Annotated in this window: 15 protein-coding genes; 8 read left to right on the top strand and 7 right to left on the bottom strand. The window is 59.2% G+C overall.

From position 1 onward, the window contains the following. Nucleotides 1-473: 473 nt before the first annotated feature. Both recA and truD read right to left on the bottom strand, forming a co-directional pair. Nucleotides 474-1544, bottom strand: coding sequence for a recombinase RecA (gene recA / locus THTE_RS01305; protein ID WP_095413733.1), 1071 nt, complete (start codon nucleotides 1542-1544; stop codon nucleotides 474-476). A 1157-nt stretch (nucleotides 1545-2701) separates the two neighbouring features. Beyond that, complete coding sequence (truD, locus tag THTE_RS01300; protein ID WP_095413732.1) at nucleotides 2702-3895, bottom strand: tRNA pseudouridine(13) synthase TruD; 1194 nt, start codon at nucleotides 3893-3895, stop codon at nucleotides 2702-2704. Nucleotides 3896-4096: 201 nt separating this feature from the next. Between truD and THTE_RS01295 the strand changes: the two genes are divergently transcribed. The 3 genes from THTE_RS01295 (at nucleotide 4097) to THTE_RS01280 (ending at nucleotide 8946) form a co-directional block, all read left to right on the top strand. After that, complete coding sequence (locus tag THTE_RS01295) at nucleotides 4097-4600, top strand: chemotaxis protein CheW (RefSeq protein ID WP_095413731.1); 504 nt, start codon at nucleotides 4097-4099, stop codon at nucleotides 4598-4600. 214 nt (nucleotides 4601-4814) lie between these two features. Then, complete coding sequence (locus tag THTE_RS01285; RefSeq protein WP_237260179.1) at nucleotides 4815-5849, top strand: CheR family methyltransferase; 1035 nt, start codon at nucleotides 4815-4817, stop codon at nucleotides 5847-5849. Between the two features lie 967 nt (nucleotides 5850-6816). After that, the gene (locus tag THTE_RS01280; protein ID WP_095416717.1) at nucleotides 6817-8946 is read left to right on the top strand and encodes a glutaminase family protein; all 2130 of its coding nucleotides are present in this window, start codon (nucleotides 6817-6819) and stop codon (nucleotides 8944-8946) included. A gap of 50 nt (nucleotides 8947-8996) precedes the next feature. Here the strand turns inward: THTE_RS01280 and speB are convergent, their stop codons facing one another. From speB to THTE_RS01255, 5 genes are all read right to left on the bottom strand, one after another. After that, the gene (gene speB, locus THTE_RS01275) at nucleotides 8997-9923 is read right to left on the bottom strand and encodes an agmatinase (protein ID WP_095413729.1); all 927 of its coding nucleotides are present in this window, start codon (nucleotides 9921-9923) and stop codon (nucleotides 8997-8999) included. Nucleotides 9924-10460: 537 nt separating this feature from the next. After that, complete coding sequence (locus THTE_RS01270; protein ID WP_157731598.1) at nucleotides 10461-11363, bottom strand: OmpA family protein; 903 nt, start codon at nucleotides 11361-11363, stop codon at nucleotides 10461-10463. A gap of 286 nt (nucleotides 11364-11649) precedes the next feature. Then, the gene (aroA, locus tag THTE_RS01265; protein ID WP_095413727.1) at nucleotides 11650-12942 is read right to left on the bottom strand and encodes a 3-phosphoshikimate 1-carboxyvinyltransferase; all 1293 of its coding nucleotides are present in this window, start codon (nucleotides 12940-12942) and stop codon (nucleotides 11650-11652) included. 17 nt (nucleotides 12943-12959) lie between these two features. Continuing rightward, the gene (locus tag THTE_RS01260; RefSeq protein ID WP_095413726.1) at nucleotides 12960-14264 is read right to left on the bottom strand and encodes an outer membrane protein assembly factor BamB family protein; all 1305 of its coding nucleotides are present in this window, start codon (nucleotides 14262-14264) and stop codon (nucleotides 12960-12962) included. Nucleotides 14265-14409: 145 nt separating this feature from the next. Continuing rightward, nucleotides 14410-16602 carry an arylsulfatase gene (locus THTE_RS01255; RefSeq protein WP_095413725.1) on the bottom strand — a complete coding sequence of 731 codons (2193 nt, stop codon included), beginning with the start codon at nucleotides 16600-16602 and terminating at the stop codon, nucleotides 14410-14412. Nucleotides 16603-17345: 743 nt separating this feature from the next. Between THTE_RS01255 and THTE_RS01250 the strand changes: the two genes are divergently transcribed. From THTE_RS01250 to THTE_RS01230, 5 genes are all read left to right on the top strand, one after another. Next, complete coding sequence (locus THTE_RS01250; protein WP_095413724.1) at nucleotides 17346-18404, top strand: thioredoxin-disulfide reductase; 1059 nt, start codon at nucleotides 17346-17348, stop codon at nucleotides 18402-18404. Between the two features lie 158 nt (nucleotides 18405-18562). After that, complete coding sequence (gene asnS, locus THTE_RS01245) at nucleotides 18563-19945, top strand: asparagine--tRNA ligase (RefSeq protein WP_095413723.1); 1383 nt, start codon at nucleotides 18563-18565, stop codon at nucleotides 19943-19945. 547 nt (nucleotides 19946-20492) lie between these two features. Further along, on the top strand, nucleotides 20493-21818 hold the full coding sequence (locus THTE_RS01240; RefSeq protein WP_095413722.1) for a KamA family radical SAM protein: 1326 nt from the start codon (nucleotides 20493-20495) through the stop codon (nucleotides 21816-21818). 18 nt (nucleotides 21819-21836) lie between these two features. Then, a complete protein-coding gene (locus THTE_RS01235) occupies nucleotides 21837-22535 on the top strand; it encodes a YkgJ family cysteine cluster protein (protein ID WP_095413721.1) in 699 nt (232 codons plus the stop codon). A 547-nt stretch (nucleotides 22536-23082) separates the two neighbouring features. Beyond that, nucleotides 23083-24096, top strand: a complete 1014-nt coding sequence (locus THTE_RS01230) for a D-alanine--D-alanine ligase family protein (RefSeq protein ID WP_095413720.1) — start codon at nucleotides 23083-23085, stop codon at nucleotides 24094-24096. The last annotated feature ends 10 nt before the right edge of the window (nucleotides 24097-24106 follow it).

Genomic DNA, 24106 nt, shown 5'->3' with positions numbered 1-24106 from the left:
TACTTTCGCAACCGGCGACGGGGCAATCCCCGGAGAATATTTAGTCAAAGTGACCAAGTATCAGGTTCCAAATCAGCAGCAACAGGCGCCAAGGGAGGACCCCGAAAGTGAAATGCAGGCTTACTTACAGTACAAGCAAGCGCCACAGCAAGTGAAAACGGGCCCCCAAAACGAACTTCCGGCAAAGTACGAAAACGAGAAAACCTCCGGACTATTTATAACTGTTCAGCCAGGCCAGAATACCTTTAACATCGATCTTAAACCTTAGAAATGGTCCGACGCCGCTGGTCGATTGTGGGCCTTAACGTGAAACGTGGCGGCTAAGTAACAAAGCCTTCGCAGGCGGTGGCCCAGGGATGCGTTTCTACATAAAGACAAATGCCGTTCTGTGGGTTCGTCTGCCAGCAACCTGTGTGGCACTCGCACTCTGGGCACGGCCACCCGGGAGCAGTCCCCTTGAAAGCCGCGGCGTTTTACTCCACCTCGGTGTGGAGATCGATCGGCATGGCGAGAATTTTCTGACGCAACTCTTCCACCAGCTCGGGATGTTCTTTGAGATACTCCCGGCAGCGTTCGCGTCCCTGGCCCAATTGAAGATCGCCGTAGCGGAACCAGGCCCCGCTCCGCACGATGAGCTTGCGCTCGATCGCCAGGTCGAGGACGTCCCCTTCGTAACTGATGCCGCTGTCGTGGAGCATGTCGAACTCGGCCACGCGGAACGGCGGGGCGACCTTGTTCTTGACCACTCGGGCTTTCACCCGCTGACCGATGACCTGCTCGCCGTCGCGGATCTGCCCCACCCGGCGGACATCGATCCGGCAGGAGGCGTAAAACTTGAGGGCGCGACCCCCCGGTGTGGTCTCCGGTGAACCGAACATCACGCCGATCTTCTCGCGAATCTGGTTGATGAAAATGACGGCCGTCTTGGCCTTGGCGATCGCACCGGTCAGTTTTCGCAGCGACTGGCTCATAAGCCGGGCCTGCAGGCCCACGTGCGAATCGCCGATTTCACCTTCCAGCTCTTTCTGGGGAACCAGGGCGGCCACCGAGTCGATGACGATCACATCCACCGCATTGGAGCGGATGAGCATCTCCGCGATATGCATCGCCTCTTCGCCACTGGAGGGCTGACTGACGAGCAGATTCTCCAGATCGACGCCCAGCCGCTTCGCCCATGCGGGATCGAGGGCGTGCTCGGCATCGATAAACGCAGCAATTCCCCCCCGCTTCTGCGCCTGGGCAATGACATGCAGGGCCAGCGTCGTTTTCCCACTCGATTCCGGACCGAAGATCTCGATAATTCGACCACGAGGAATTCCCTGGCCACCAAGTGCCAGATCCAGCGACAGACTGCCTGTGGGGATGCCCTCGATCGCCTCTGTTTTGCTCGCCCCCAGGGGCATGATGGCCCCTTCCCCAAACTGCTTCTCTATCTGCTGGACGGCACTCTTCAGAGCGGGATTTTTCTCCAGCACCGAGGCGGTCGCCTCTTTTTCCTTGCGGACTTCCTGCTCGTCACTTTTGCTCCCTGCTTTTTTCGCCATGGATCAATCACCTCCCTTCCCACGGGGATATTTCTCGACGCTTGCGGAGAGCCTTCACGTGTTCAAATGAACACATATTCAACGATAGCCGATCGAACCAAATCTTTCAATCCCTCGGCCGCCGGGAAAGCCGGGCCGAATTCTATTTGGGGCTACCGTCGTGAGTTTCCACTGCTTCGCAAAAGTCACACTGCGACTGTATCACGCGATGCTCGCCGGCCACCCCACAACCGCGCTCAGTATACTCCCCTCTGTTGTGGGTTCACAAGAGACGCCCGGTTAAAGCCCCGTGGCCCGGGTGGAGCCCGCGTCCCTTGGAGGGGCACGCTTGTCGTGGCCGGCTCCACATATGGAGTGCGGGGCTTTAGCCCCGCTTTCAGCGCGGGACTTCAGTCCCCGGTGAAAGGGAATGGATGATCCAACGTCGAAAAGCGGACCCGACAAGCGGGTCCCTCCGGGAGGCGGACGTGACAAGCACGTCCCTCCGGAATTTTTTCGGAGGGGCACGCTTGTCGTGCCCGATGAGATGAAATGGATCACCCATGGTGGAAAAGCGGACCTGACAAGCAGGTCCCTCCATTTGCGGTACGGGCGATTCATGAATCGCCCCGAAAATACGTTAATTAGGGCCAAACGGTCGGAGGGGCACGCTTGTCGTGCCCGATGAAGCGGCATGGTTTATCCAACCTCGGAAAAGCGGACCGTGGAATGCGTCTTTCTATTGGATGAATGGCAGGATCGGGTTCCACCGCGACCGGTACTCCGTTTTCCATTCAGGTCAATGACAGGGTTGTGAAGGCTAAAGCCTTCACGAAAAAGCGGCGATAAATCGCCGCACTCCATGGAGTGCGGGGCTTTAGCCCCGCTTTCAGCGCGGGACTTCAGTCCCCGGTGAAAGGGAATGGACGATCCAACGTCGAAAAGCGGACCCGACAAGCGGGTCCCTCCGGGAGGCAGACGTGACAAGCACGTCCCTCCGGAATTTTTTCGGAGGGGCACGCTTGTCGTGCCCGGTAAAAACGGATGGGTCATCAATAGGTGTTCCTCGGACCCGACGAGCGGGTCCCTCCGAGATGTCCCTCCAATATGCGGACCTGACAGGCGGGTCCCTCCGAGCGGTGGAACCGACGAGCCGGTCCCGCCGAGAGGTGGGCGTGCTATTCCTCGAGACCTGATCCCTCCTCCGACGAACGATCCTCAGTGATCCGTTTGACCAGGATGGTGGCGTACGAGCCCCGTGGCAGCTCGAAGCTCAACGTGAGCTGCTGCTTTCCAGGGTTCAGTTCATCGTCCCCTGTCTGATGGGCAAGTTCCCTGGGAAAGAACACGAGAGGTCGATCACCCTTGGAAAAAAAGCTATCGCGGGGATATTTGATCCGGAGCTGACGGACTTCCAGTCCCAGCTCGGCGGCAGCCCGCTCCATAAGCTCTCGCACCGGACCGGTTTTCACCCCACATCGGGCCGAGGGAAGCGGCAACTGAGTCTCTCGAAATTCGTTGAGCAATTGGGCGTTAAGACGCCGGTAAAAGGTGAACGTCCAGCGCGCGATGACCACTTCGAAGCAATCCTCGGGAGGAACTCGCTGTCGGATCCACTCCGAAGCCATGGCATTCCACAGATAGCTCTGAAGCGCCGCCAGGTACAGAGCCCGCTGATCACGTCGCACCGCGGCCATAGCGCGACGGTACTGGCCCGGCTGGTCCGCCAGTTGCGCGACGACCGCCCGGCGGAAGCGATTTCGGACAACTTTTTTACATTCCGCCCAATCGCCCCAGTGCTCCCGCAAAAACTGCTTTTCCTTTTTATCCGCCGCCCGATCCGAATCGTGAGGATCGGCCAGGGCAAGCCACAAGGCCCGTTCGTAGTCTCCCAGGCACCAGGCTCGGGCAACGAAGTCTCCGGACCAACCCACCGACCCGAACCGTTGTTTGTCGAAATAGTTGGGCAAGCCCCACTGCTTCACCTCATCGAGGGCCGCGATGGCTGCCTGAAGTTCTTGCGGAGCAAGGTCTCGCAGGACGATGCGGAATCTGTTGGCGAGAATATCGTCGGAGGTGAACGCCCGGGAAGCCTGGCCCCGGTATTCCAGGCGCACGCCGTTGAGCTGGAGATCCCGCGGCGGGCCGCCACGAATGGTCACCCATTGGGTTGTCACCGCATGGCGGTCCTTAAGACCTCCGTAGGACACTGCGTGAAGAGGGATTTTCCACTGCTTGCGGACCTTATCCAGGGCTTCCGGCGTGCCGAGGGACCTTTTGGTCAGAACGTATGTGGCGAAGGGGCCACCGTCCAGAGGGAACTGTGTCACCTCTTCCACCACAAAATCTTCCGGTTGTTGTTTTAACTTCATGGGGGATTTTACTGACGAAGCGACGGAAAGCGGTTATTCCAGCGGAGTCAGTCGGACCAGCCAATTATTCATCGCGTGTGCGTTCCCAAAGAATGATCAACTTTTTTTACCTTGCCATTCGTAACCTATATTTTCATCAAACAGGGCGGTTGTCAGTTCGTCCAGTAACCAACAAACAAGCATCACCGGGAGATCATGAAAATGGCCACGGCAGTTCAAGAAGCACTCGTGCAGGAGCTTGCCCATCGGGGTGGCAGCGCGACCATGCAGCTGGTGAGTTTCCGCCTGGGTCAGGAGGAATACGGGGTGGAAATCACCAAGGTTCAGGAAATCATCCTGATGGGGGAAATCACCCGTGTTCCCCAAACTCCGGATTATATCAAGGGATTGATCAACCTCCGAAGCACGGTGATTCCGATTGTGGATCTCCGGCTGCGGTTTGGTCTGCCTCCGCAGGAACCCACCGACGAAACACGGATCATGGTGGTGAATGTGCGGGGAAAGACCATCGGCATCATTGTCGATGCGGTGAGTGAGGTTCTGCGGATCAGCAAGGACCAGATCGCCCCTCCCCCACCCACGGTGGCCGGTTTGGGACGCAAATACCTCACCGGCCTGGTCAAGCTGGACAAGCGTCTCCTCATTCTCCTGGACATCGAAAAGATTCTGGGAGACGACGAAGAGATTCCAGAAGCAGGCATGTGAGATCACCCTCCGCATGACCCATTACGGGTCGCTTGTCGCGTCGGCCCACGGCCGCTCCGTGCCCGCCTCTAACAGTCCTGGAAGTCGTGTACTTCCGACCCGCCTGGCGCCCAGTGGAAACCTGGTCGGTGGCGCCGCGGCCGTGGTGCCGATGGATTTTTCTTCCAAAGACAAATTACGGAAAGCCCTTTGACGCGAGATGAGGAATCGCGCCATGATGCCTAATCCCGGTCACAAGCCACCCGGCAGCGGAGACCGCGCTCACCGCCCTGCAATTCTCAGCCAACAGAAGAAGGTTGCCAACTTGGATGAGATTGCGCCTCCTGCCCCAATCACCTCACCGCTGGCACTCCCTCAGGTAACGGATGACGAACTCCAGCGCTATGCCGATCTGGTCTATCGCAAGACGGGAATCCGTATTTCTCCGCAGAAGAAGACTTTGCTTTCCAATCGGCTTCGTCGCCGATTGCGGGAAACGGGCATATCCAGCTATTCCGAGTATTACGACTATCTCACCAAGCTACCCTCTCGCCATCCAGAATGGGACGCCTTCCTTCAGGAAATCACAACCCACGAGACCTACCTCTTCCGCGATGAGCTCCAATGGCAATGGTTCCGTAAAAAATTCTTGGCAGAAGTGGCAAACCGGCAGCGGGGACCGATGAAGACCCTCCGCATCTGGTCGGCTGCCTGTAGCACGGGAGACGAGGCGTTTACCGCTGCCTGCTGTATCGCGGCCGAACTTCCGGACCTTGCCAGTTGGCGGATCACCATTCTGGGAACCGATATTGGACTGGGCGCCGTTGAGCAGGCGCGCACCGCAACCTTCGGCGAACGGGCAATGCGGCTTGTTCCCGACGACTTAAAGCGGCGATTTTTTGAAAAACTACCCAATGCCGAAGTGTGGCGGGCAAAGCCGATCCTCACCCAGATGACCACTTTCCGGCAGCACAATCTCATGGATCCCCTGCCAGAACGCCCCTTTGACCTCATCTTTCTGAAAAATGTCCTCATCTATTTCGACGTGGGGTCAAAGAAAGTGGTCCTGAACAACGTGCTCAAGGTCCTTCAGCCGGGCGGGTATCTCGTGGTAGGAGCCGCCGAGGGAATCGGGGATTTGCTCTCCGAAATGACCCGACTTCAACCGTGGCTTTACCAAAAGCCCCAGGAATCTGGCACGAGGTTGCTGGCCGCTGGCTCCTCCCAGTCACAGGGAAGTTTTCGAGCCCCGCTTGACCTGAAGCGCTGATCCGGCTTCCCGACCCCACCTCAACAAAGGACCGCCGTCAGCCCAGGGGGAACCGGGCAATCCGTTGGACGCCGTGGAGGATCGGGTTCCGCCCCGATCGGTACTCCGTTTTGATCCGGATCAACGCCAAGGTTGGTGAAGGCTAAAGCCTTCACTAAAAAGCGGCGATAAATCGCCGCACTCCATGGAGTGCGGGGCTTTAGCCCCGCTTTCGGCGCGGGACTTCAGTCCCCGGTGAAAGGGAATGGATGATCCAGCGTCGAAAAGCGGACCCGACAAGCGGGTCCCTCCGGAAAAGGTCCTTCCGGGAGGCGGACGTGACAAGCACGTCCCTCCGGAGTTTATTCGGAGGGGCACGCTTGTCGTGCCCGGTGAAAGGGGATGGGGCATCAATCGTTGTGCATCGGGCCTGACAGGCAGGGCCCTCCAATGTGCGGTAGGGGCAATTAATGAATTGCCCCTACCAGGGAACCGTTTTCGTATTCGCGGTAAAACATCGGCAGCGCCAAGGTGGTGAAGGCTAAAGCCTTCGCCGAAAAGCGGCGATGAATCGCCGCACTCCATGGAGTGCGGGGCTTTAGCCCCGCTTTTCACGCGGGACTTCAGTCCCCGGTGAAAGGGAATGGATGATCCAACGTCGAAAAGCGGACCCGACAAGCGGGTCCCTCCGGGAGGCGGACGTGACAAGCACGTCCCTCCGGAGTTTATTCGGAGGGGCACGCTTGTCGTGCCCGATGAGGAGGGATGGGTCATCAATCGGTGTTCATCGGACCCGACGAGCAGGTCCCTCCATTTGCGGTAGGGGCGATTCATGAATCGTCCCTACCATGAGAGACGCCTTCCAGGGCGTCCCTTGAACCCGGTCGCTGCTTGCCGCTTGCGCCAGCAACCGTGATAATCAGCGTGTCGTGCAATGTTCGGTTACATGCTGGCTCTCCTGAGACGATTTTTGGTCGGAGTTCTTTCCATGCGCGCTGGTGGGAAAAAACACTTCGTGAAATTCGGCACCTTTGGGGTCCTGGTCTGTGCGGCAGGGACGTTTGCCCTGATCGCTGAATCGAGATGTCTGTCCGCCAACGAAGGGCCGGCAGGTCGTCCCCCGGCCGTTCCTCTGGTGGTCCATGATCCCTATTTCAGCATCTGGTCGTTTACCGATCACCTGGCCGAGGATTGGCCACGGCACTGGACCGGCCGCATCCATGCCCTGTGCAGCCTTATCCGGGTGGATGGCAAGGCGTATCGGATGATGGGAACACCCCAGTTGGATATTCCCCCGCTGCCCCAGAAAAACCTCACCGTGCTTCCCACGCGGACCATCTACGAGTGGGAAACTCCGCAGATCGGCGTGCGGCTGACTTTTCTCACGCCGGTGCTGCCGCACGACCTCAATCTCCTCTCCCGTCCGGTCACGTATCTCATTTGGGAAGTCTGGGCCCGCGACGGCAGTGCCCACGAAGTCGAGCTTTACTACGACAACTCGGCCGAGCTGGCCGTCAACACGCCCGACCAGGTGGTGATCTGGGAGCGCGGCCAGGCCGGTTCCCTGGTATGGATGCGGATCGGGACACTCGAACAACCCGTGCTGCAGAAAAAAGGTGACGACCTGCGAATCGATTGGGGCTACGCGTACGTGGCGGCTCCGCAGAGTGAAGACCTTCGCACGGTGATGACCAATCATGAATCCGCACGCCGGGTATTCGTGGAAACCGGAACAGTCCCCGGCCGGGATGATCCTTCCGAACCGCGAGCCGCTCAGGATCGCTGGCCGGTGGTGACGTGCGCCTGGCGTCTTGGTTCAGTGGGCGCCCAGCCCCAATCCCGGCATGTTCTGCTGGCCTATGATGACATCCTTTCCATCGAATACCTGGGCCAGCGGCTGCGTCCGTACTGGCGGAAGTACTTCGCGCATATCGGCGAAGTGCTCATTCAGGCAGCAAAAGATTTGCCGCGGCTTCTCGATGCCTGCGAAGAATTCGACCGCAATCTGATGAAAGACGCGGAACAGGTCGGCGGTCGGGGATATGCGAATCTCATCGCGCTGGCGTATCGGCACACCCTGGGCGCCCATAAGCTGACGTTGGGTCCTCAGGATGAACCGATGCTCTTTTCCAAGGAATGCTTCAGCAACGGTTGCATCGCCACCGTGGATGTCATCTATCCCGCCTCTCCGTTTTTCATGCTGTTCAATAAGGAGCTTCTCAAGGCAACCCTCACACCGGTTCTGGAATACGCGGCCAGCCCACGGTGGAAATTCCCATTTGCACCGCACGATCTGGGAACATATCCGCTGGCCAACGGGCAGGTCTATGGGGGAGGTGAAACGAGTGAAGAGCACCAGATGCCCGTGGAGGAATCCGCCAACCTCCTCATCCTTGCGTGTGTTGTTTCCCGCCTGGATGGAAACACCCGCTATGCCGAGAAATACTGGCCCCTCCTCCAGCGCTGGGCGGAATATCTCGAAGAGAAAGGCTTCGATCCCGAAAATCAGCTCTGTACGGACGATTTCACCGGCCCGCTGGCACACAATTGCAACCTTTCCGTCAAGGCCATCCTCGCTTTGGCGTGCTATGCCGACATGTGTCACCGGGCAGGTAAAACCGAGGAATCCACGAAATACCGCAAGCTGGCCGAAGACTTTGCCGCCAAATGGATCCGGGCTGCCGACGACGGTGATCACTACCGTCTGGCGTTTGACAAACCAGGCACCTGGAGCCAGAAGTACAATCTTGTGTGGGATAAACTCCTCAATCTCAACGTCTTTCCCGGGGAAGTCCGCCAAAAAGAGATTGCCTTCTACAAGACGCAGCTCCAGCCCTACGGTTTGCCACTGGACAATCGGGCCCTCTTCACCAAAACGGATTGGACGGTGTGGACGGCAACACTCGCCGATTCGCGCGAGGATTTCGACACCCTCATGAACCCTCTGTACCGTTTTATCGACGAAACGCCGGACCGTGTCCCGCTCACCGACTGGTACTGGACGAATAACGCCCGGCTGCGAGGATTTCGGGCCCGACCGGTGATCGGTGGCGTGTTCATCAAGTTTCTGGAGTACCCGGAGCTGTGGACAAAGTGGAGCGCAGCCGCCGCGCAATAAGCTGGGCTTTCTGACATACCCTTGTGACGTTAGCCGTTAGCGTCTTTTAATCACCCACCGCGGTTGGTGCCGTCCCCGGGGAGCAGAAGATCAGCCGCTGCCCAGTAGATCAGCTTTGCCGCGAGAAAGTCCGGGGCGATCATCCCGGGAATGGGCGCCAGCTCCACGACATCCATCACCGGTACCCGCGCGGCCGCTTCGCCAATGGTGCGAATGATCTCCAGCAGCTCATCCCAGAACAGCCCGCCCGGTTCCGGGGTTCCCACCGCTGGCATGATGGAGGGATCCAGTCCATCCAGATCAATGGTCAGGTAAACTGTCTTGCCGCGCACAAAGTCGCGCAGGGCGTTCACCCCGGATGGTCCCCACTGCTCCCGAAAGAACGTTTGAATGTTGTTGGCTGTTGAGTGAAACTCCGCCTCTTCTTTGGAAATATTGCGGATGCCAATTTGAAAGACAGGGCACAGCTCGCTGATGCGTCGGGCAGCACAGGCGTGATTAAACGGTGAGCCTTCAAACTCATCGCGAAGATCGGCGTGGGCATCGACCTGGACACACACCAGGCCGTCTGTCTCCACAACGCGTGCCAGGCCTCGCGCGACTCCGGCGGAAATACTGTGCTCCCCGCCCAGGACCACAAGCAATTCGGGCGAAGGCGGCCGAGAAAACACTGTTTCCACGGCGGCGGCCACCCGATTGATCATGGCTTCGGGAGTGCTCACCGTGATCTCCATCGGGGGCAGAGTGGCAAATCCCAGACTTTCGGCAGGCTCGCATCCGTGGCGATGGTCATGGAGCTCCACCTGCCGCGAAGCCATGAGGATGGCCAACGGTCCGTTGCGGGTGCCCGCCCCGTAGGTCGTCGTCGCTTCATACGGGATAGGCAAAATCCACACCTTGGCCGTCGCCGGGTTGGCCAGTTCCTCTGGCAACCCCAGGAAATTCAAATTGGGCTGACACAATTCATGGGGAATCATCGGATACCGCCCTCGCTGGTCCTTTCGTAGAGTGAGCACGATGCGGAGATTGATTTTTGGCTGGGAAAAGCCCGAAAAGTATCATTCTTGCCGGGTTGGACCGATTTTCCAGGGTAGGTCTTTTGGCGGGATGGCTTGCCACGTCCGCCTTCGGCGGGATGTGATTGTCGGGGCTACATTCCGCTGATGAAACGGTAGGGGCAATTCATGAATTGCCCCTACCGACATGCCGTTTGGCCCTGATGAACGTATTTTCGGGGCGATTCATGAATCGCCCGTACCGCAAATGGAGGGATCCGCTCGTCGGGTCCGATGAACACCGATTGACGACCCATCCCTCCTCATCGGGCACGACAGGCGTGCCCCTCCGACCTTTCGGAGGGACCCGCTTGTCGGGTCCGCCGTTCAACGTTGGATCGTCCATCCCGTTTCACCGGGGACTGAAGTCCCGCGCCGAAAGCGGGGCTAAAGCCCCGCACTCCATATTTGAAGCCGGGCACGACAGGCGTGCCCCTCCGGAAAAATCGCCTTGGCAGATCATCCCGCTGCGGCACGGTATTTTTCAGGATAAATGACAAGTTCCACCCGACGGTTTCGTTGCCGTCCCGCGGGCGTTCCATTGGACATGAGGGGTGAACTGGCCCCATGCCCCACCACGACGAGCTGTTCCGGCTTGAGGTTACTTTGGTTGACCAAAACATCATGGACGGCCGCCGCCCAGGAGACGGACATCTGGGTATGGTTTTTCCACGGTCCAGGCGGCAAGGGACCGTTGTCGGTAAAGGCTTCCACACCGATCATCTGTTCGGGATAGAGTCGGGCGATTTCTGCCGCCACGGAACTGATCATCTGCACCGCGCCCGGTCGAAATTGAAACGCGCCGCTTTCAAAGAGTTGATCGGCGGGAAGTTCCACGCGAATGACGTCGCCATCCCTCCGCACCTGAACGCCTGGGATGTTGACAGCGGGGAGTGTTTGGAGCAGGCTATTGTTGGGCTGGATGGTCACAGTCCCCGACCGCTGGAGTGACGCCGTGAGCGTTTGAACCTGCTTTTCTTTCTCTTCCTTTTCCTGTTGCAGGCGGGCGATCTGGCTGCTGGCATCGCTCAATTGCTTGCGGAGCAGTGCGAGCTGATCTTCGAGGAGTTTGTTTTTCTGCTGGGCCTGGGCCAACAATCCCTGAAGCTGCTGATTATCGCGGTCCAGTGCCGTGATCCGTGTCTGATATTCTTCGATCTGTCGATTGAGAGCGGCCTGCTGCTGGGCCGATTGCGCCTGGGCCGCAGCCGTTGCGGGATTGCTCGCGCACCCGGCCAGAAATAGCCCCATCCCTGCCAGGCCCACAATCAGCCCGAGTGCAGGGGGACTCAGCCATCGCTCGTTCTTACATTGGGGCGAATCTCCCTCCGCGAACACCGTCGCCACACTCCGCCAGGTCAAGAGTTTTGTCCATCATCACTAGGAAGATGCTGCACAAGCCGATCTTTAGCCAGCCGCTAATTCCCACCACCAATGCCGACGCCCACTGTCCTGCACTGTTCACCTTGTTCGCCCACCCTTCGGCGGCCACGTAGATTAGCAGAAAAGGAACCCCATTGACAAGACCAATTCAGGAACGGGGCATGTCAGCATGTTAAGATTTGCCGATGAGAAGCAACACGGTGAAAGTGCGGGCAATTGAGCAACTCGCTGTATTCGGGATTGCTTGCGCTGGTTTTTGGTTGGATTACGCTGGCCGGAGAATCGCGAAGAGGTCCTCAAAAAACTGCGGATAGGTCTTGGCTGTGCAACCCGGGTCAAGGATTCTTACGCCGGAAATCCGCAAACCGGCGATGGCAAAACTCATGGCCATGCGGTGGTCGTTGTAGGTGTGAATGGCAGCCGGTTGATAACCGGGCTGGGGCACAATGCGGAGGCCGTCTTCAAATTCTTCGACCTCCGCGCCGAGTCGACGGAGTTCCGTGGCGAGCGCCGCAATGCGGTCGGTTTCCTTAAAGCGGATATGCCGCACACCGCGGATTTCGGTGGGGCCCTGTGCGAACAGAGCAACAACCCCCAGGGTGGGGACGGTGTCGCTGATGGCGTTCATATCCACTGAAATTCCGCGGAGCGGTTTGCCCGTCACCGTTAATCGGTCGTCTGCTGCCGTCACCTCACAGCCCATCTGTTCCAGACAGCGACAAAAGGCAACATCCCCCTGGAGGCTGTTCCAGCTCAAGCCGGTGACGGTGACTCGCCCACCCGTCACGGCAGCCGCGGCGAAAAAGTAGGTCGCTGCGGAGGCGTCCGGCTCGATGGCATACGCTCGACCCTGATAGCGCTGTCCCGCCGCAACGTGGAGGCGCTGATAATGGCTGTTCGAGCCGGTAACGCCAAATGCCCGCATGACTGCCAGGGTCATATCCACGTAGGGCTTGGAGACGAGATCTCCCCGAATGACCAGTTCCACATCCGCTGCCGCGTAGGGGGCGGCCATGAGCAGTCCGCTCACAAACTGGCTGGAAATCTCGCCGGAAATTTCGGTGCTTCCCCCCGACAATCCGGCGGCCTCGACAATGACCGGGGGGCAACCGTTGCCATATTCCGTCCACGCTTTGACCCCCAGACAATTGAGCGCCTCAACGAGATCCTGGATGGGGCGTTCCCGCATTCGGGCATTGCCGTCCAATCGGAATCTTCCCCGCCCGAGTGAACAGACAGCCGTCAGAAAACGCAGACTCGTCCCGCTGTTGGCCAAATAGAGGTCGGCCGAACGGGCAGGAATCTTCCCGCCACACCCGACAACCCGGGCTTCCCGTCTTTCGGGGTCGTGTTCCACCCGAACGCCCAGCCGTCGCAGGGCCTCCATCATCACCTGGGTGTCTTCACTATCCAGGACGCCGGTGAGGAGGGACTCACCTTCCGCCAGCGCCGCACAAACGAGCGCCCGATTGGTGATGCTTTTGGAACCCGGCGGCTGGACCACTGCGTCCACCGGACCACTGAGAGGAATTTCCACGAACTCCGGATTTTCTTTCATGGACCATCCAGGGCAAGCTACGGCAGGGTGAGGGCAAACTTGTACAGCCAGCGATTGGTGCGGAAGTACAGGCCGGTGTTGTCAACGGCGGGCGAAGCGAGCACTCCTGATTCGAGGTCCCACTCCCCCACGCGCTCCGGCAAGCCATCCTCGTTCAACCGAAACACAAAGACCGTTCCTTCGTAGTTTACGGCGTAGAGATGGCGTCCCACAATGACCGGCGATGCCCAGAAACTTCCCCGCATCCGTATTTGCCGGAGGATCCTCCCATCCGCCGCATCCGCACACGCCAGGATATTGGGCGATTTCACCACGTACACGCGACCCTTCCACACGACGGGGCTGGTATTGCCACAATTTAACCGGTCCGAAATCCACAGAAGCCGCAATTCGGGTGGCTGGGGAACCCACTCCAGAGCATGAATCCCCGCCGCGGGCAGGGCCACGAATCGACCGCACACTGCCGCCGAGGAAATCGTGTCGCACCAGTGCCCGTAGCTGGCGATCGTCGTTCCAGTCTGCGGATCGAGCACTTCAAAATCCTCCCGCGATTGCACGAGCACCCCCACAGGGGGGAGTTTGTCGCTGCCGTCGGCGCTCTTTTCATCAGCCGAATGCAACCGGATGGGAACCGGCGAGGACCACATCGCTTCCTTGTTTCGCTCCTTCTCCCACAGGGTCCGCCCGGTTTTCAGGTCGATTCCAAACAGGACGGCGTCGAGGAGACTCTCCGCCTGGACAACGACCACGTCACCCACTATTAACGGGGAGGACGCCATTCCCACGTCGTTGCGGAGGAGAGGTCGCTCCCACCCCAGGGGACGCATCCACCTTGGCCGACCCTGGCGATCCAGACACACGAGATCGTTGGAGGAGAAAAGGGCCACAATCAATCGACCGTCACTGGCGGGTGTGGACGCCGCCACACCGCCGAATGGATTGCAAACCGTGGAACCTGTGGCAAAAAGCCGAACGTGCCAGTTCCTTTTCCCGGAATCTGCAGCAAACGAGAGGATGTGAAGCTCGTCCTGACGATAGCCGGAGGCTGCCGTCACCACCACGTGACCGTCCACCACGATGGGCGATGAAGGTCCTCGACCAGGAAGCGCGGATTTCCAGGCAAGTTGCTTGTCCGACGAGAGAACTGCGGGAATCTCTTTCCCACCCTGAAAGACCCCACACGCCTCGCCACCGCGAAAATGCGTCCAGCCCACGCCCTCAGAAGCGGCCTCGCCCCCTCGCGCGTGATCGGAACAAACGACCCCCGTCAACAGCAACGCCGTCACCAGGATCGGATAAAAGCGGCTTGTCGCGGTGCGCATGGTTTGCCCTCCCGGCCCGTTCGCTTATCTCGTCCCGTTCCGTTCGCCTGCGCCGATGCGTCCTCCGTGCCCAAAGGCCCGCCCGTTACGGGAGCTTCCTCGCCGAATTGTGATGGGGCCTGCTCCCCGCACGCAGGTAGGAAGGTTATGGTTCCAAAGTGATGGTGACCTGATCGAGTCGGCCGTTAAAGCGGAAGTCGGCCGGATAGTCACCGACCAATCCTTTCTCATCCCGGCCCACCTCCAGACCGTCCTGCGGCATGCTGGAAAGCGGCGGGATATTGGCCGCCCGGGCAAGAATTTGATCGTTCCAGCACACGCTGATTTCGCCGGACCGCGACCAGACGACTTTCAAGGTTCCGGCCTCCTGTGGCAACGGTTTTTCCGCCTGGATGGTCTTCAGTTGCCCACTCCGGCGAACAGCGAAGCAGGCTCGGCCAGCATCGAGATACAGGGCGTATCCCCAGGCAGAGCCGCCCTGGGCGACGAGCACGCCGCGGTCACCCGGCAGCGTAATCCGAGCCGAAATTGTAAGGCCTTTATCCACCACATAGGGTGCCCGATTTCGCTCCAGCCGAGCGTTGCTCCGTAGGACGAAATTTTTCTGCTGGGAAAAACTTTCCTCAGCACGACCGCGCCAGGCTCCCAGAGGAAGGACGTTGGCGCGGGCAGCCCAGGCCTCCCAGGCAGCGGCCAAACGCGCGACAATTTCCGGATGCTCCGCGGAGAGGTCATGCATTTCGGTGCGGTCGGCTTCCATGTCGTACAGTTCCCAGGGCTTATTCTCTTTGGCAACAAGCTTCCATTTGCCATCGCGCACAGCGCGATTGCCTTCGTGCTCCCAGAAGATGGGCGTTTTGCGCTCGAGAGGCCGACCTTCAAAGAGCGGCACAAGGCTTACCCCTTCCATGGGAATGATCTTATTCCCGTTGAATTCGGTAGGATATTGTGCTTTTGCCAGATCGGCGCAGGTGGCCATCAGATCAATGACGTGGCCCGGCGTATGCTCGAGCTCACCCTGACGCTTCAGTCCCGCAGGCCAGTGAACGATGAGCGGCGTCGCGATGCCGCCTTCATGCACAAAGTGCTTGTATTCCCGGAACGGCGTGTTGGAGACATTCGCCCAGTTGATGCCGTAAGAGATGTAGGTATCTTCGGGACCCGGCATGATGTACGGCCCGGTGAGGGTGGGAACACCGCGGCGATTCTGGGAAGGCCGGCTCTCTGTCCGGATGACATCGGGAGGAATGGGCGGGAGGGACGGTTCCACCGGCCGCCGCCAGTTTCCTGTTCGGCCGATGGCCTCCTGACAGGCACCGTTGTCCTGTAGGTAGAAGATCACCGTGTTTTCCAATTGCCCGGTCTTCTCCAGCGTCTCCACAATCCGCCCAATTCCCTGGTCCATGCGGTCGATTTGAGCCGCATACACTTCCATGCACCGGGCTTCCCATTCTTTATGTTCCACCTGTTCCCAATCACCGTGCTGCGGGCTCAGTTCCCAATTGGGATTGATGATGCCCATCTTTTTGAGCCGTTCAAACCGCGCCCGACGAATCGGCTCATAACCCCCGTCGTATTTCCCGTGATACTTGGCGATGTCCTCTTCCAGAGCATGAAGGGGCCAGTGCGCGGCAGTGTATGCGATGTACATGAAGAACGGTCGCTCGCTATTTTGGGCGACGTGCTCACGAATGAAACGGATCGCGTGATCGCTGATGGCGTCGGTGTAGTAGTAGCGCTCGGGCTTATACTCGGGATCGATGAACACCGTAATCATGGTGTTATCCCGCACCAGGGCCGACGGATCAAAATAACTCCCCGCTCCCTGAATGGTCCCGTAGTATCGGTCAAATCCTCGCTGGAGCGGCCAGTTGTCTTTCGGTCCTTCCGGCTGAACGGCCTTGGTGACGTGCCATTTTCCCACCGCGTAGGTGCGATAGCCCGCCGTTCGGAGCACCTCGGCGATGGTCACCGTATGGCGATTGAGATCCCCCCGATAGCCGTCGTAACCGCGATCCTGCGTCATCCAGCCCACGCCTGCCTGATGGGGATACACTCCCGTCAGCAGGGCTGCGCGCGTGGGGCAGCACCGCGCAGTGTTGTAAAACTGCGTGAAGCGCAGACCGTGGGCCGCCAGGCGATCCAAATTGGGCGTAAGAATTTCACCGCCGTAACAGCCGATATCCGAAAATCCGATGTCATCCGACAGGATAATGATGATATTCGGCCGGGAGTCTTTGGCGAGCGCACTTCCGGCCCCGAAAACCGAAAGCACCAGCGCTCCCAGCACCAGCCGAACAGGTGACGATAAGCCGCTGCGCGAACTCTGTCTGATCATCTCAAAACCTCCCCGAAAGTTCTGACAAGTCGGTCCTGGCCAACCACCACAAAAGCGCCAGCTTTCCGAACATGATAAGCCCTCCCCAACCCGCGTGCAAACACCGACGAGCCCTGATTCATTTTCATTTTTCCCCGCCCCTTCCGGAGGGACCTGCTTGTCAGGTCCGCCGTTTAACGTTGGATTGTCCATTCCGTTTCAGCGGGGACTAAAGTCCCACGCCGAAAGCGGTTCTGAAGCCCCGCACTCCATGGAGTGCGGCGATTCATCGCCGCTTTTCGGTGAAGGCTTTAGCCTTCACAACCTTGGCGTTAACCGTGTTTCACCGCGACCACGAAAGCATGCTCGGGGTAGGTGCACTTCACGAATTGCCCCTACCGACATGCCGTTTGGCCCTGATGAACGTATTTTCGGGGCGATTCATGAATCGCCCCTACCGCGAATGGACGGACCCGCTTGTCGGGGCCGCCGTTTAACGCTCGTTCATCCATTGCCTTCTGGCGGGGACTAAAGTCCCGCGCCGAAAGCGGTGCTGAAGCCCCGCACTCCATATGTGGAACCGGGCACGACAAGCGTGCCCCTCCGACCTTTCGGAGGAACCCACTTGTCAGGTCCGCGTATTAAAGGCACGCGCTTGGCACACCCGGCGGAGTTTTCCCTATCGGGAGGCTCTCATCTGCCATATAATAAGTGATTCTCGAGCAGATTGATCAGGTATTTGTTCCGGAGCGCAGGTGAAGCCAATGGCAGACAAACAGATTGAGAAGGTAATCATCATCGGGAGTGGGCCCGCGGGATGGACGGCCGCCATCTATGCCGCACGTGCGGCCCTCAATCCGCTCCTTTTCGAGGGGGCGATCAACGAAGAAAATGCCCGAAACGGCACGCTGCCCCTGGGGCAACTGGCCCTCACCACCGAGGTGGAAAACTTTCCGGGATTTCCGCCGGGGGACCTGTCCGGATATCTGGAAACAGCTCTGCCCGAGGAACGCCGTGCCTATCTACCCCCGCATAACAAACACGGGGTCACCGGCCCTGAGTTGATGGAACTCATGCGGCAGCAGGCCATCCACTTTGGTACGCGGGTCATCACGGAAGACATTGTGGACGTTGATTTTTCCGTCCGGCCGTTTCGCTTGAAGGCTTCCAACGGAGAGACGTACGAGAGTCGCGCGGTGATCGTGGCAACGGGCGCCCGGGCCAACTATCTGGGGTTGCCCTCCGAAGAACGGTTCAAAAACAAGGGAGTCAGCGCCTGTGCCGTATGCGACGGAGCTTTGCCGCGGTTTCGGAACCGGCCGGTGGCCGTCATCGGGGGTGGTGATTCCGCTGTGGAGGAAGCCACTTATCTGGCCCACTGGGCATCGAAAGTCTATCTGGTTCATCGCCGGGACCAGCTTCGGGCATCGAAGATCATGGCCCAGCGGGCACTCTCTCATCCCAAGATCGAAATCCTCTGGAACCGCGTTGTCGATGAAGTCCTCGGTGACGACGAAAACGGTGTGACAGGAATTCGCCTCAAGAGCACGGTGGGCGAACCTGATCTGACGATTGAGGTGAGTGGGATGTTTCTGGCCATCGGCCACACCCCCAACACGGCATTTCTCAAAGGTCAGCTCGAGCTGACGGACAAGGGGTACATCAAACTCACCAAGCCCTTCCGCACCTACACAAGTGTGGAGGGAGTGTTCGCGGCGGGAGATGTCGCCGACGACTACTACCGACAGGCGGTCACGGCGGCCGCCAGCGGTTGCATGGCAGCCCTCGATGCGGAGCGGTGGCTGGCAGGGCAGGAGAGTTGAGTCGCTCGTGCGGGGAATAGGGCAAAAAGTACTCGCGACGCCTGGTCTCGGGGACGGCGGGGCGGAGCCGGCGGTGTCCAGGCAGTTGATAAACGGAGGGCGTCCGGTGGCATCACCCGATCCATCGGGCCGAGCAAAACATTCACGGAGGCGCGATCATGGCGGAAAAAATTTCTGTCGCTCAGGCACGGCGTCCAGAGGCAATCGGAAAAGAGGTCCTCCTCCAGGGATGGGTCCGCACTCGAAGGGACTCCAAAGGCGGATTCAGCTTCCTGGAACTGAATGACGGCTCCTGCCTGGGCAATATTCAGATCATCGCGGACAATCGCCTTCTCAATTACGAAAGCGAGGTCAAACGCCTGACCACCGGCTGCAGCATCGCTGTGGAGGGTGTGGTCCAGGCATCGCCCGGTCGAGAACAGGCCACCGAGGTGCTGGCCAGCCGTATCTTCGTGTACGGCTGGGCCGATCCGGAAAAATATCCCCTTCAGAAAAAACGACATTCCTACGAATTTCTGCGAACCATCGCGCATTTACGTCCCCGCACGAATTCCTTCGGCGCCGTGGCAAGGGTCCGCAGCGCGATGAGCTTTTCCATCCATCGTTTCTTTCAGGAGGAGGGTTTCCTTTACATTCACACGCCAATTATCACAGCTTCCGACTGCGAAGGGGCGGGGGCCATGTTCCGCGTAACGACTCTGGACCCCCTCTCCAAAGAGCCACGCAATCCCAGCCAAGACTTCTTCGGCAAACCCACCTATTTGACGGTCAGCGGCCAACTGGAAGCCGAGGCGTACGCCTGCGCACTGGGTAAGGTCTACACGTTTGGGCCGACCTTCCGGGCAGAAAACTCCAACACGACCCGGCACCTTGCCGAATTCTGGATGGTCGAGCCGGAAGCCGCATTCTTCGAGCTTTCCGACAACATGGATCTGGCGGAAAGGTTTCTCAAGCGCATTTTTCGCGATGTGCTGGAACAGTGTGCCGAAGATATGGAATTTTTTGATCGCTGGGTGGAACCCGGCCTGATTCAACGGCTTCAGGAAATCATCGATAGCGAATTCGTCCGCCTCACCTATACCGAAGCGATCGACATCCTCCAGAAGTCCGGGGAAACTTTTGAGTTCCCGGTCGAATGGGGACGCGATCTCCAGGCGGAACACGAACGCTACCTCACGGAAAAGCACTTCCGGCGACCGGTGATCCTCATAGACTATCCCCGGCAGATCAAACCGTTCTACATGCGCGTCAATGATGATGGGAAAACCGTTCGCGCGATGGACGTGCTGCTGCCCCGCGTGGGTGAAATCATTGGCGGCAGCCAGCGCGAGGAGCGACTGGACGTCCTCGAACAGCGGATGGAAGAACTGGGGCTCAACAAAGAAAATTACTGGTGGTACCTGGACCTGCGACGATTTGGCACGGTTCCCCATAGCGGGTTCGGCCTCGGTTTGGAACGGGCCCTCCAATTCGTCACAGGCATGGGTAACATTCGGGATGTCATCCCGTTCCCAAGATTTCCCGGCAACGCGGAATTTTGATTGCCGGACAACGTCGGAGGGACCCGCTCGTCGGGTCCGTCTTTTCGGAGGGACGTGCTTGTCACGTCCGCCTTCGGAGGGACCCGCTTGTCGGGTCCGAGGAACACCTATTGATGACCCCTCCGCTTTTACCGGGCACGACAGGCGTGCCCCTCCGAATGATTTCTCGGAGGAACCCGCTTGTCGGGTCCGCTTTTCAACGTTCGATTGTCCATTCCGTTTCAGCGGGGACTGAAGTCCCGCGCCGAAAGCGGGGCTAAAGCCCCGCACTCCATATGTGCAGCCGGGCACGACAGGCGTGCCCCTCCGGGTTGAACCAAGCCTGTGTGGACGTCCGCGCACCTATCGGCGGGGAGACGTGGAGGTAGTCCCCTGGGCAAAGTTCAAGAAAGTTCCTCACTTGACAAAAAACGGGGGGACGATAATTCTTTAAAGGATTGAATTGGAAAGTGACTGCGGTCGCAAAAGGCCGTCCCGCGAGTCGGAGCACGGGCAACGTAGTTGGGGTTTCCGCCTTGCCGCAGTCACAGAGAAGGATCGCAACCCTATGGCCACCTTTGACGCTGAGTCGTCGCTGGGGGCCGTCGAAGAGGAACCTCCGAGTTCCCAGACGGCGCTCCAAATTTCCCCCACTCTTCCGACCAATCGCCTTGGTCACCTGCCTTACCTGAAAATCTTGGGTGCAGAGTCGTCTCTGGAATCGGCAGAACCGCCGGTTGTCACACGGCGGCTGAAGACCGATCCCCGTGTTCGACAGTTTCGTCGAACCTTCTTCCGCGATGTGCCTGACAAGCTCTGGAACGACTGGCACTGGCAGATCAGCCATCGGATTCGGACGCTTGTGGACATCGAGCGGATGCTGCTGCTCCTGCCCGACGAGCGCGAGGCACTGGAAAAAGCCGGTGCCAAGCTCCCTGTGGGCATCACGCCGTACTATATGGCGCTCATTTCGCCGCATAACCCGGAAGACCCGTTAAGGAAAACGGTCATTCCCCGCACGGCCGAATTTGTTCGCTCGGCCGGTGAAGCGGACGATCCCCTGGGCGAGGATGAGGACAGCCCGGTGCCGGGAATTGTCCACCGCTATCCTGATCGGGTGCTCTTCCTGGTGCACGACTTTTGCTCGACGTACTGCCGCTACTGCACGCGGAGCCGAGTCGTCGGTCACGGCGAAATCAAGTCCACTCCAGAACGAATCCAGATGGGGCTGGACTACATTCGCCGCACGCCGGCGATCCGGGATGTGCTGCTTTCCGGTGGTGATCCCCTGACTTTGAGCGACGAAAAACTGGAGTGGATCCTGCGGGAGTTGCGGAAAATTCCCCATGTGGAATTTGTGCGCATCGGGACCAAAGTCCCCGTTGTCCTGCCGCAACGGATCACGCCCCAGCTCTGTCGCATGCTCAGGCGTTATCATCCCCTGTGGATGAGCATCCACTTCACCCATCCGGATGAATGCACTCCGGAAGTTTTCACGGCGTGCACGCGGCTGGCAGACGCCGGAATTCCCTTGGGTTCCCAAACGGTCCTGTTGCGCGGGATCAACGACAACGTGGAAACGATGAAACGGCTCGTTCACGAGCTGCTGAAGATGCGGGTACGACCGTACTATTTGTACCAGTGCGACCCGATCAGTGGCTCGGCGCACTTCCGCACGCCGGTCTCCAAGGGTTTGGAGATCATCGAGGGATTGCGGGGATTCACGACGGGCTACGCCGTTCCCACGTACGTCATTGACGCTCCCGGTGGTGGGGGCAAGGTCCCGCTGCAACCCAACTATGTGGTAGGTCGTGACGGCGATGACTTACTCATTCGTAATTACGAAGGGCGGGTCTTCCGCTATCCAGATCCCCTTGATTCACCGGCAAAGTGAGATGAGGAGGACTGGATCATGCAAGAAACGGAGTCGCTCTGCGCACGGTGTGCGCGGCTCGGGAAGACCTGCTGCCAGACGTGCGAAATCTACGTGACGCCCGGCGATGTGGCACGCATCGAGGCGTTTACCGGGCAGACGGGGTTCCACGAATTTCGTATCCCGGATAACCCGGTGTACCTCGATCAGGACGACGACCCCGAGTGGGCCGCGTGCGTGTTTCGTCCCGACGGTTCGCGCCGTGTGCTCAAACGGAAAGCCAACGGCGATTGCGTGTTCTTAGGACCCCGGGGCTGTCAGCTTCCTTTAGAAGTTCGGCCCCTGGTCTGCCGGCTCTATCCGATCAATTACACGGCGCGGGGCCTGGAGCAGGAGCTGGCAAAGGGTTGTCCTGTCCAGCTTTTGCCACCGGGCGTCGGGCTGTTGGAAGCCCTGGATATGAGCTGGGCCCAGGCGGAAGTGTGGCACCGGCAGCTCTATGCGGAGATCCGGCTGGAGCCCCATGCCCGCCTTGTGGTAGCAGGAGCGACGTCGTCGGCCCCGGCAACCGATCAGACACGACAATGGCGGCTGGATGGGCCGACCCCGTCCGACAAGGCAGCCCCGACTGATGCGGCACCGACGCCGGCCACCGAGCGCCCTATTGCTGGCAGCACTGCTTCCCTGGCGGGAACGCAGGGAGAACGCCCCCCTTATCCCGTCACCAAAGCGCCCTAGAGTGATGAAGGCGGACCAACCAAATGAGACCTGGCTCATTCCCACTTTCGGTTTGGAGCTATGGGAGCGCCAAACGATGAATGCGCGGTAGGGGCGATTCGTGAATCGCCCCTACCGGTGGGTCGCTTTCGTGGTTGCGGCAAAACACCGCAAATGACAAGGCGATGAAGGCTAAAGCCTTCACCAAAAAGCGGCGATAAATCGCCGCACTCCATGGAGCGCGGGGCTTTAGCCCCGCTTTCGGCGCGGGACTTCAGTCCCCGCCGAAAGGGAATGGACGATCCGACGTCAAACGGCGGACGTGACAAGCACGTCCCTCCGAAAAGATGGACCTGACGAGCAGGTCCCTCCGAAAGGCCGGAGGGGCACGCTTGTCGTGCGCGGTGAATCGCAATGGATCATCCATCGTCGGAGAAGCCGACCCGGCAAGCGGGTCTCTCCGAGAGGCGGACCTGGCAAGTACGTCTTTCCAGGCCGGGGTGTAGCTTTTTCTTGAGAGTGTCGATCAGTAACATTCATTTCCACCCAATCACCGAGGGACTTTTCCATGCGGATTGGTCTGACCTACGACCTGCGGAGCGAATACCTGGCCGAGGGTTATTCCGAAGAAGAAACGGCGGAATTTGATCGCGAGGAGACGGTCGCCGCGATTGAAGAGGCCATTCGGGCCAATGGACACGAGCCGGATCGTATCGGACGGATCACCTCCCTCGTTCGGCGGCTCGCAAGCGGCGATCGGTGGGATCTCGTTTTCAACATCGCGGAGGGACTTTACGGTTTAGCACGAGAAGCTCAGGTGCCGGCCCTGTTGGAGGCTTACCGAATCCCCTACACCTTCGCCGACCCGCGGGCCCTTATCATCAGCCTGGACAAATCCCTGGCCAAGACACTCGTGCGAGAAGCAGGTTTGCCCACGCCCCCCTTTGCCGTGATTCGCTCCCCCGCCGATGTTTCCCGTGTCGATCTGCCCTATCCGCTATTTGCCAAACCGCTCGCTGAGGGCACAGGCAAGGGGATCTCCGAGAGTTCGTTCATCGGCGACGGTACGCAACTCAGGGAGGTTTGTCACCGGCTTCTCACCCAATTTCGGCAGCCCGTCCTGGTAGAGTGTTATCTGCCGGGTCGGGAGTTCACAGTGGGCCTGCTGGGCACCGGCGAACATGCCCGGGTGCTGGGGACTCTCGAGGTCATTCTCAGGCCCCAGGCGGAAGCCCACGCCTATTCTTACGTCAACAAAGAGCGTTGCGAAGAATTGGTGGAATATCGATTTGTTTCCGGAAAAGGCGATCCCCAGGTTGCCGAAGCCGAGCAAATCGCCCTGGAGGCATGGCGGGTTCTTGATGGGCGGGATGCCGGTCGCGTGGACCTCCGCTGCGATGCGGAAGGTCGGCCGCAATTCCTGGAAATCAACCCTCTCGCCGGACTCCACCCGACCCATTCCGATCTTCCCATGATTGCCACCGCCGCCGGCATGAGCTATCACGATCTTATCGGAGCCATCATTGAATCGGCCTTACAGCGCGTCGCGCCCGATCGTGCCCCTGTCCATGCCATTCCATAAACCGATTGAG

The organism is Thermogutta terrifontis, from assembly GCF_002277955.1.
GTDB classification, from domain to species: domain Bacteria; phylum Planctomycetota; class Planctomycetia; order Pirellulales; family Thermoguttaceae; genus Thermogutta; species Thermogutta terrifontis.
This window is presented reverse-complemented; position numbering and strand designations above follow the sequence as displayed.

Excerpts from the sequence above, each read along its gene's own strand:
- recA (WP_095413733.1), bottom strand. The coding sequence starts at position 1,544 with ATGGCGAAAAAAGCAGGGAGCAAAAGTGACGAGCAGGAAGTCCGCAAG.
- THTE_RS01285 (WP_237260179.1), top strand. The coding sequence starts at position 4,815 with ATGATGCCTAATCCCGGTCACAAGCCACCCGGCAGCGGAGACCGCGCT.
- THTE_RS01240 (WP_095413722.1), top strand. The coding sequence starts at position 20,493 with ATGGCCACCTTTGACGCTGAGTCGTCGCTGGGGGCCGTCGAAGAGGAA.
- THTE_RS01255 (WP_095413725.1), bottom strand. The coding sequence starts at position 16,602 with ATGATCAGACAGAGTTCGCGCAGCGGCTTATCGTCACCTGTTCGGCTG.
- THTE_RS01295 (WP_095413731.1), top strand. The coding sequence starts at position 4,097 with ATGGCCACGGCAGTTCAAGAAGCACTCGTGCAGGAGCTTGCCCATCGG.
- THTE_RS01250 (WP_095413724.1), top strand. The coding sequence starts at position 17,346 with ATGGCAGACAAACAGATTGAGAAGGTAATCATCATCGGGAGTGGGCCC.
- THTE_RS01260 (WP_095413726.1), bottom strand. The coding sequence starts at position 14,264 with ATGCGCACCGCGACAAGCCGCTTTTATCCGATCCTGGTGACGGCGTTG.
- THTE_RS01235 (WP_095413721.1), top strand. The coding sequence starts at position 21,837 with ATGCAAGAAACGGAGTCGCTCTGCGCACGGTGTGCGCGGCTCGGGAAG.
- truD (WP_095413732.1), bottom strand. The coding sequence starts at position 3,895 with ATGAAGTTAAAACAACAACCGGAAGATTTTGTGGTGGAAGAGGTGACA.
- speB (WP_095413729.1), bottom strand. The coding sequence starts at position 9,923 with ATGATTCCCCATGAATTGTGTCAGCCCAATTTGAATTTCCTGGGGTTG.
- THTE_RS01280 (WP_095416717.1), top strand. The coding sequence starts at position 6,817 with ATGCGCGCTGGTGGGAAAAAACACTTCGTGAAATTCGGCACCTTTGGG.
- aroA (WP_095413727.1), bottom strand. The coding sequence starts at position 12,942 with ATGAAAGAAAATCCGGAGTTCGTGGAAATTCCTCTCAGTGGTCCGGTG.
- THTE_RS01230 (WP_095413720.1), top strand. The coding sequence starts at position 23,083 with ATGCGGATTGGTCTGACCTACGACCTGCGGAGCGAATACCTGGCCGAG.
- asnS (WP_095413723.1), top strand. The coding sequence starts at position 18,563 with ATGGCGGAAAAAATTTCTGTCGCTCAGGCACGGCGTCCAGAGGCAATC.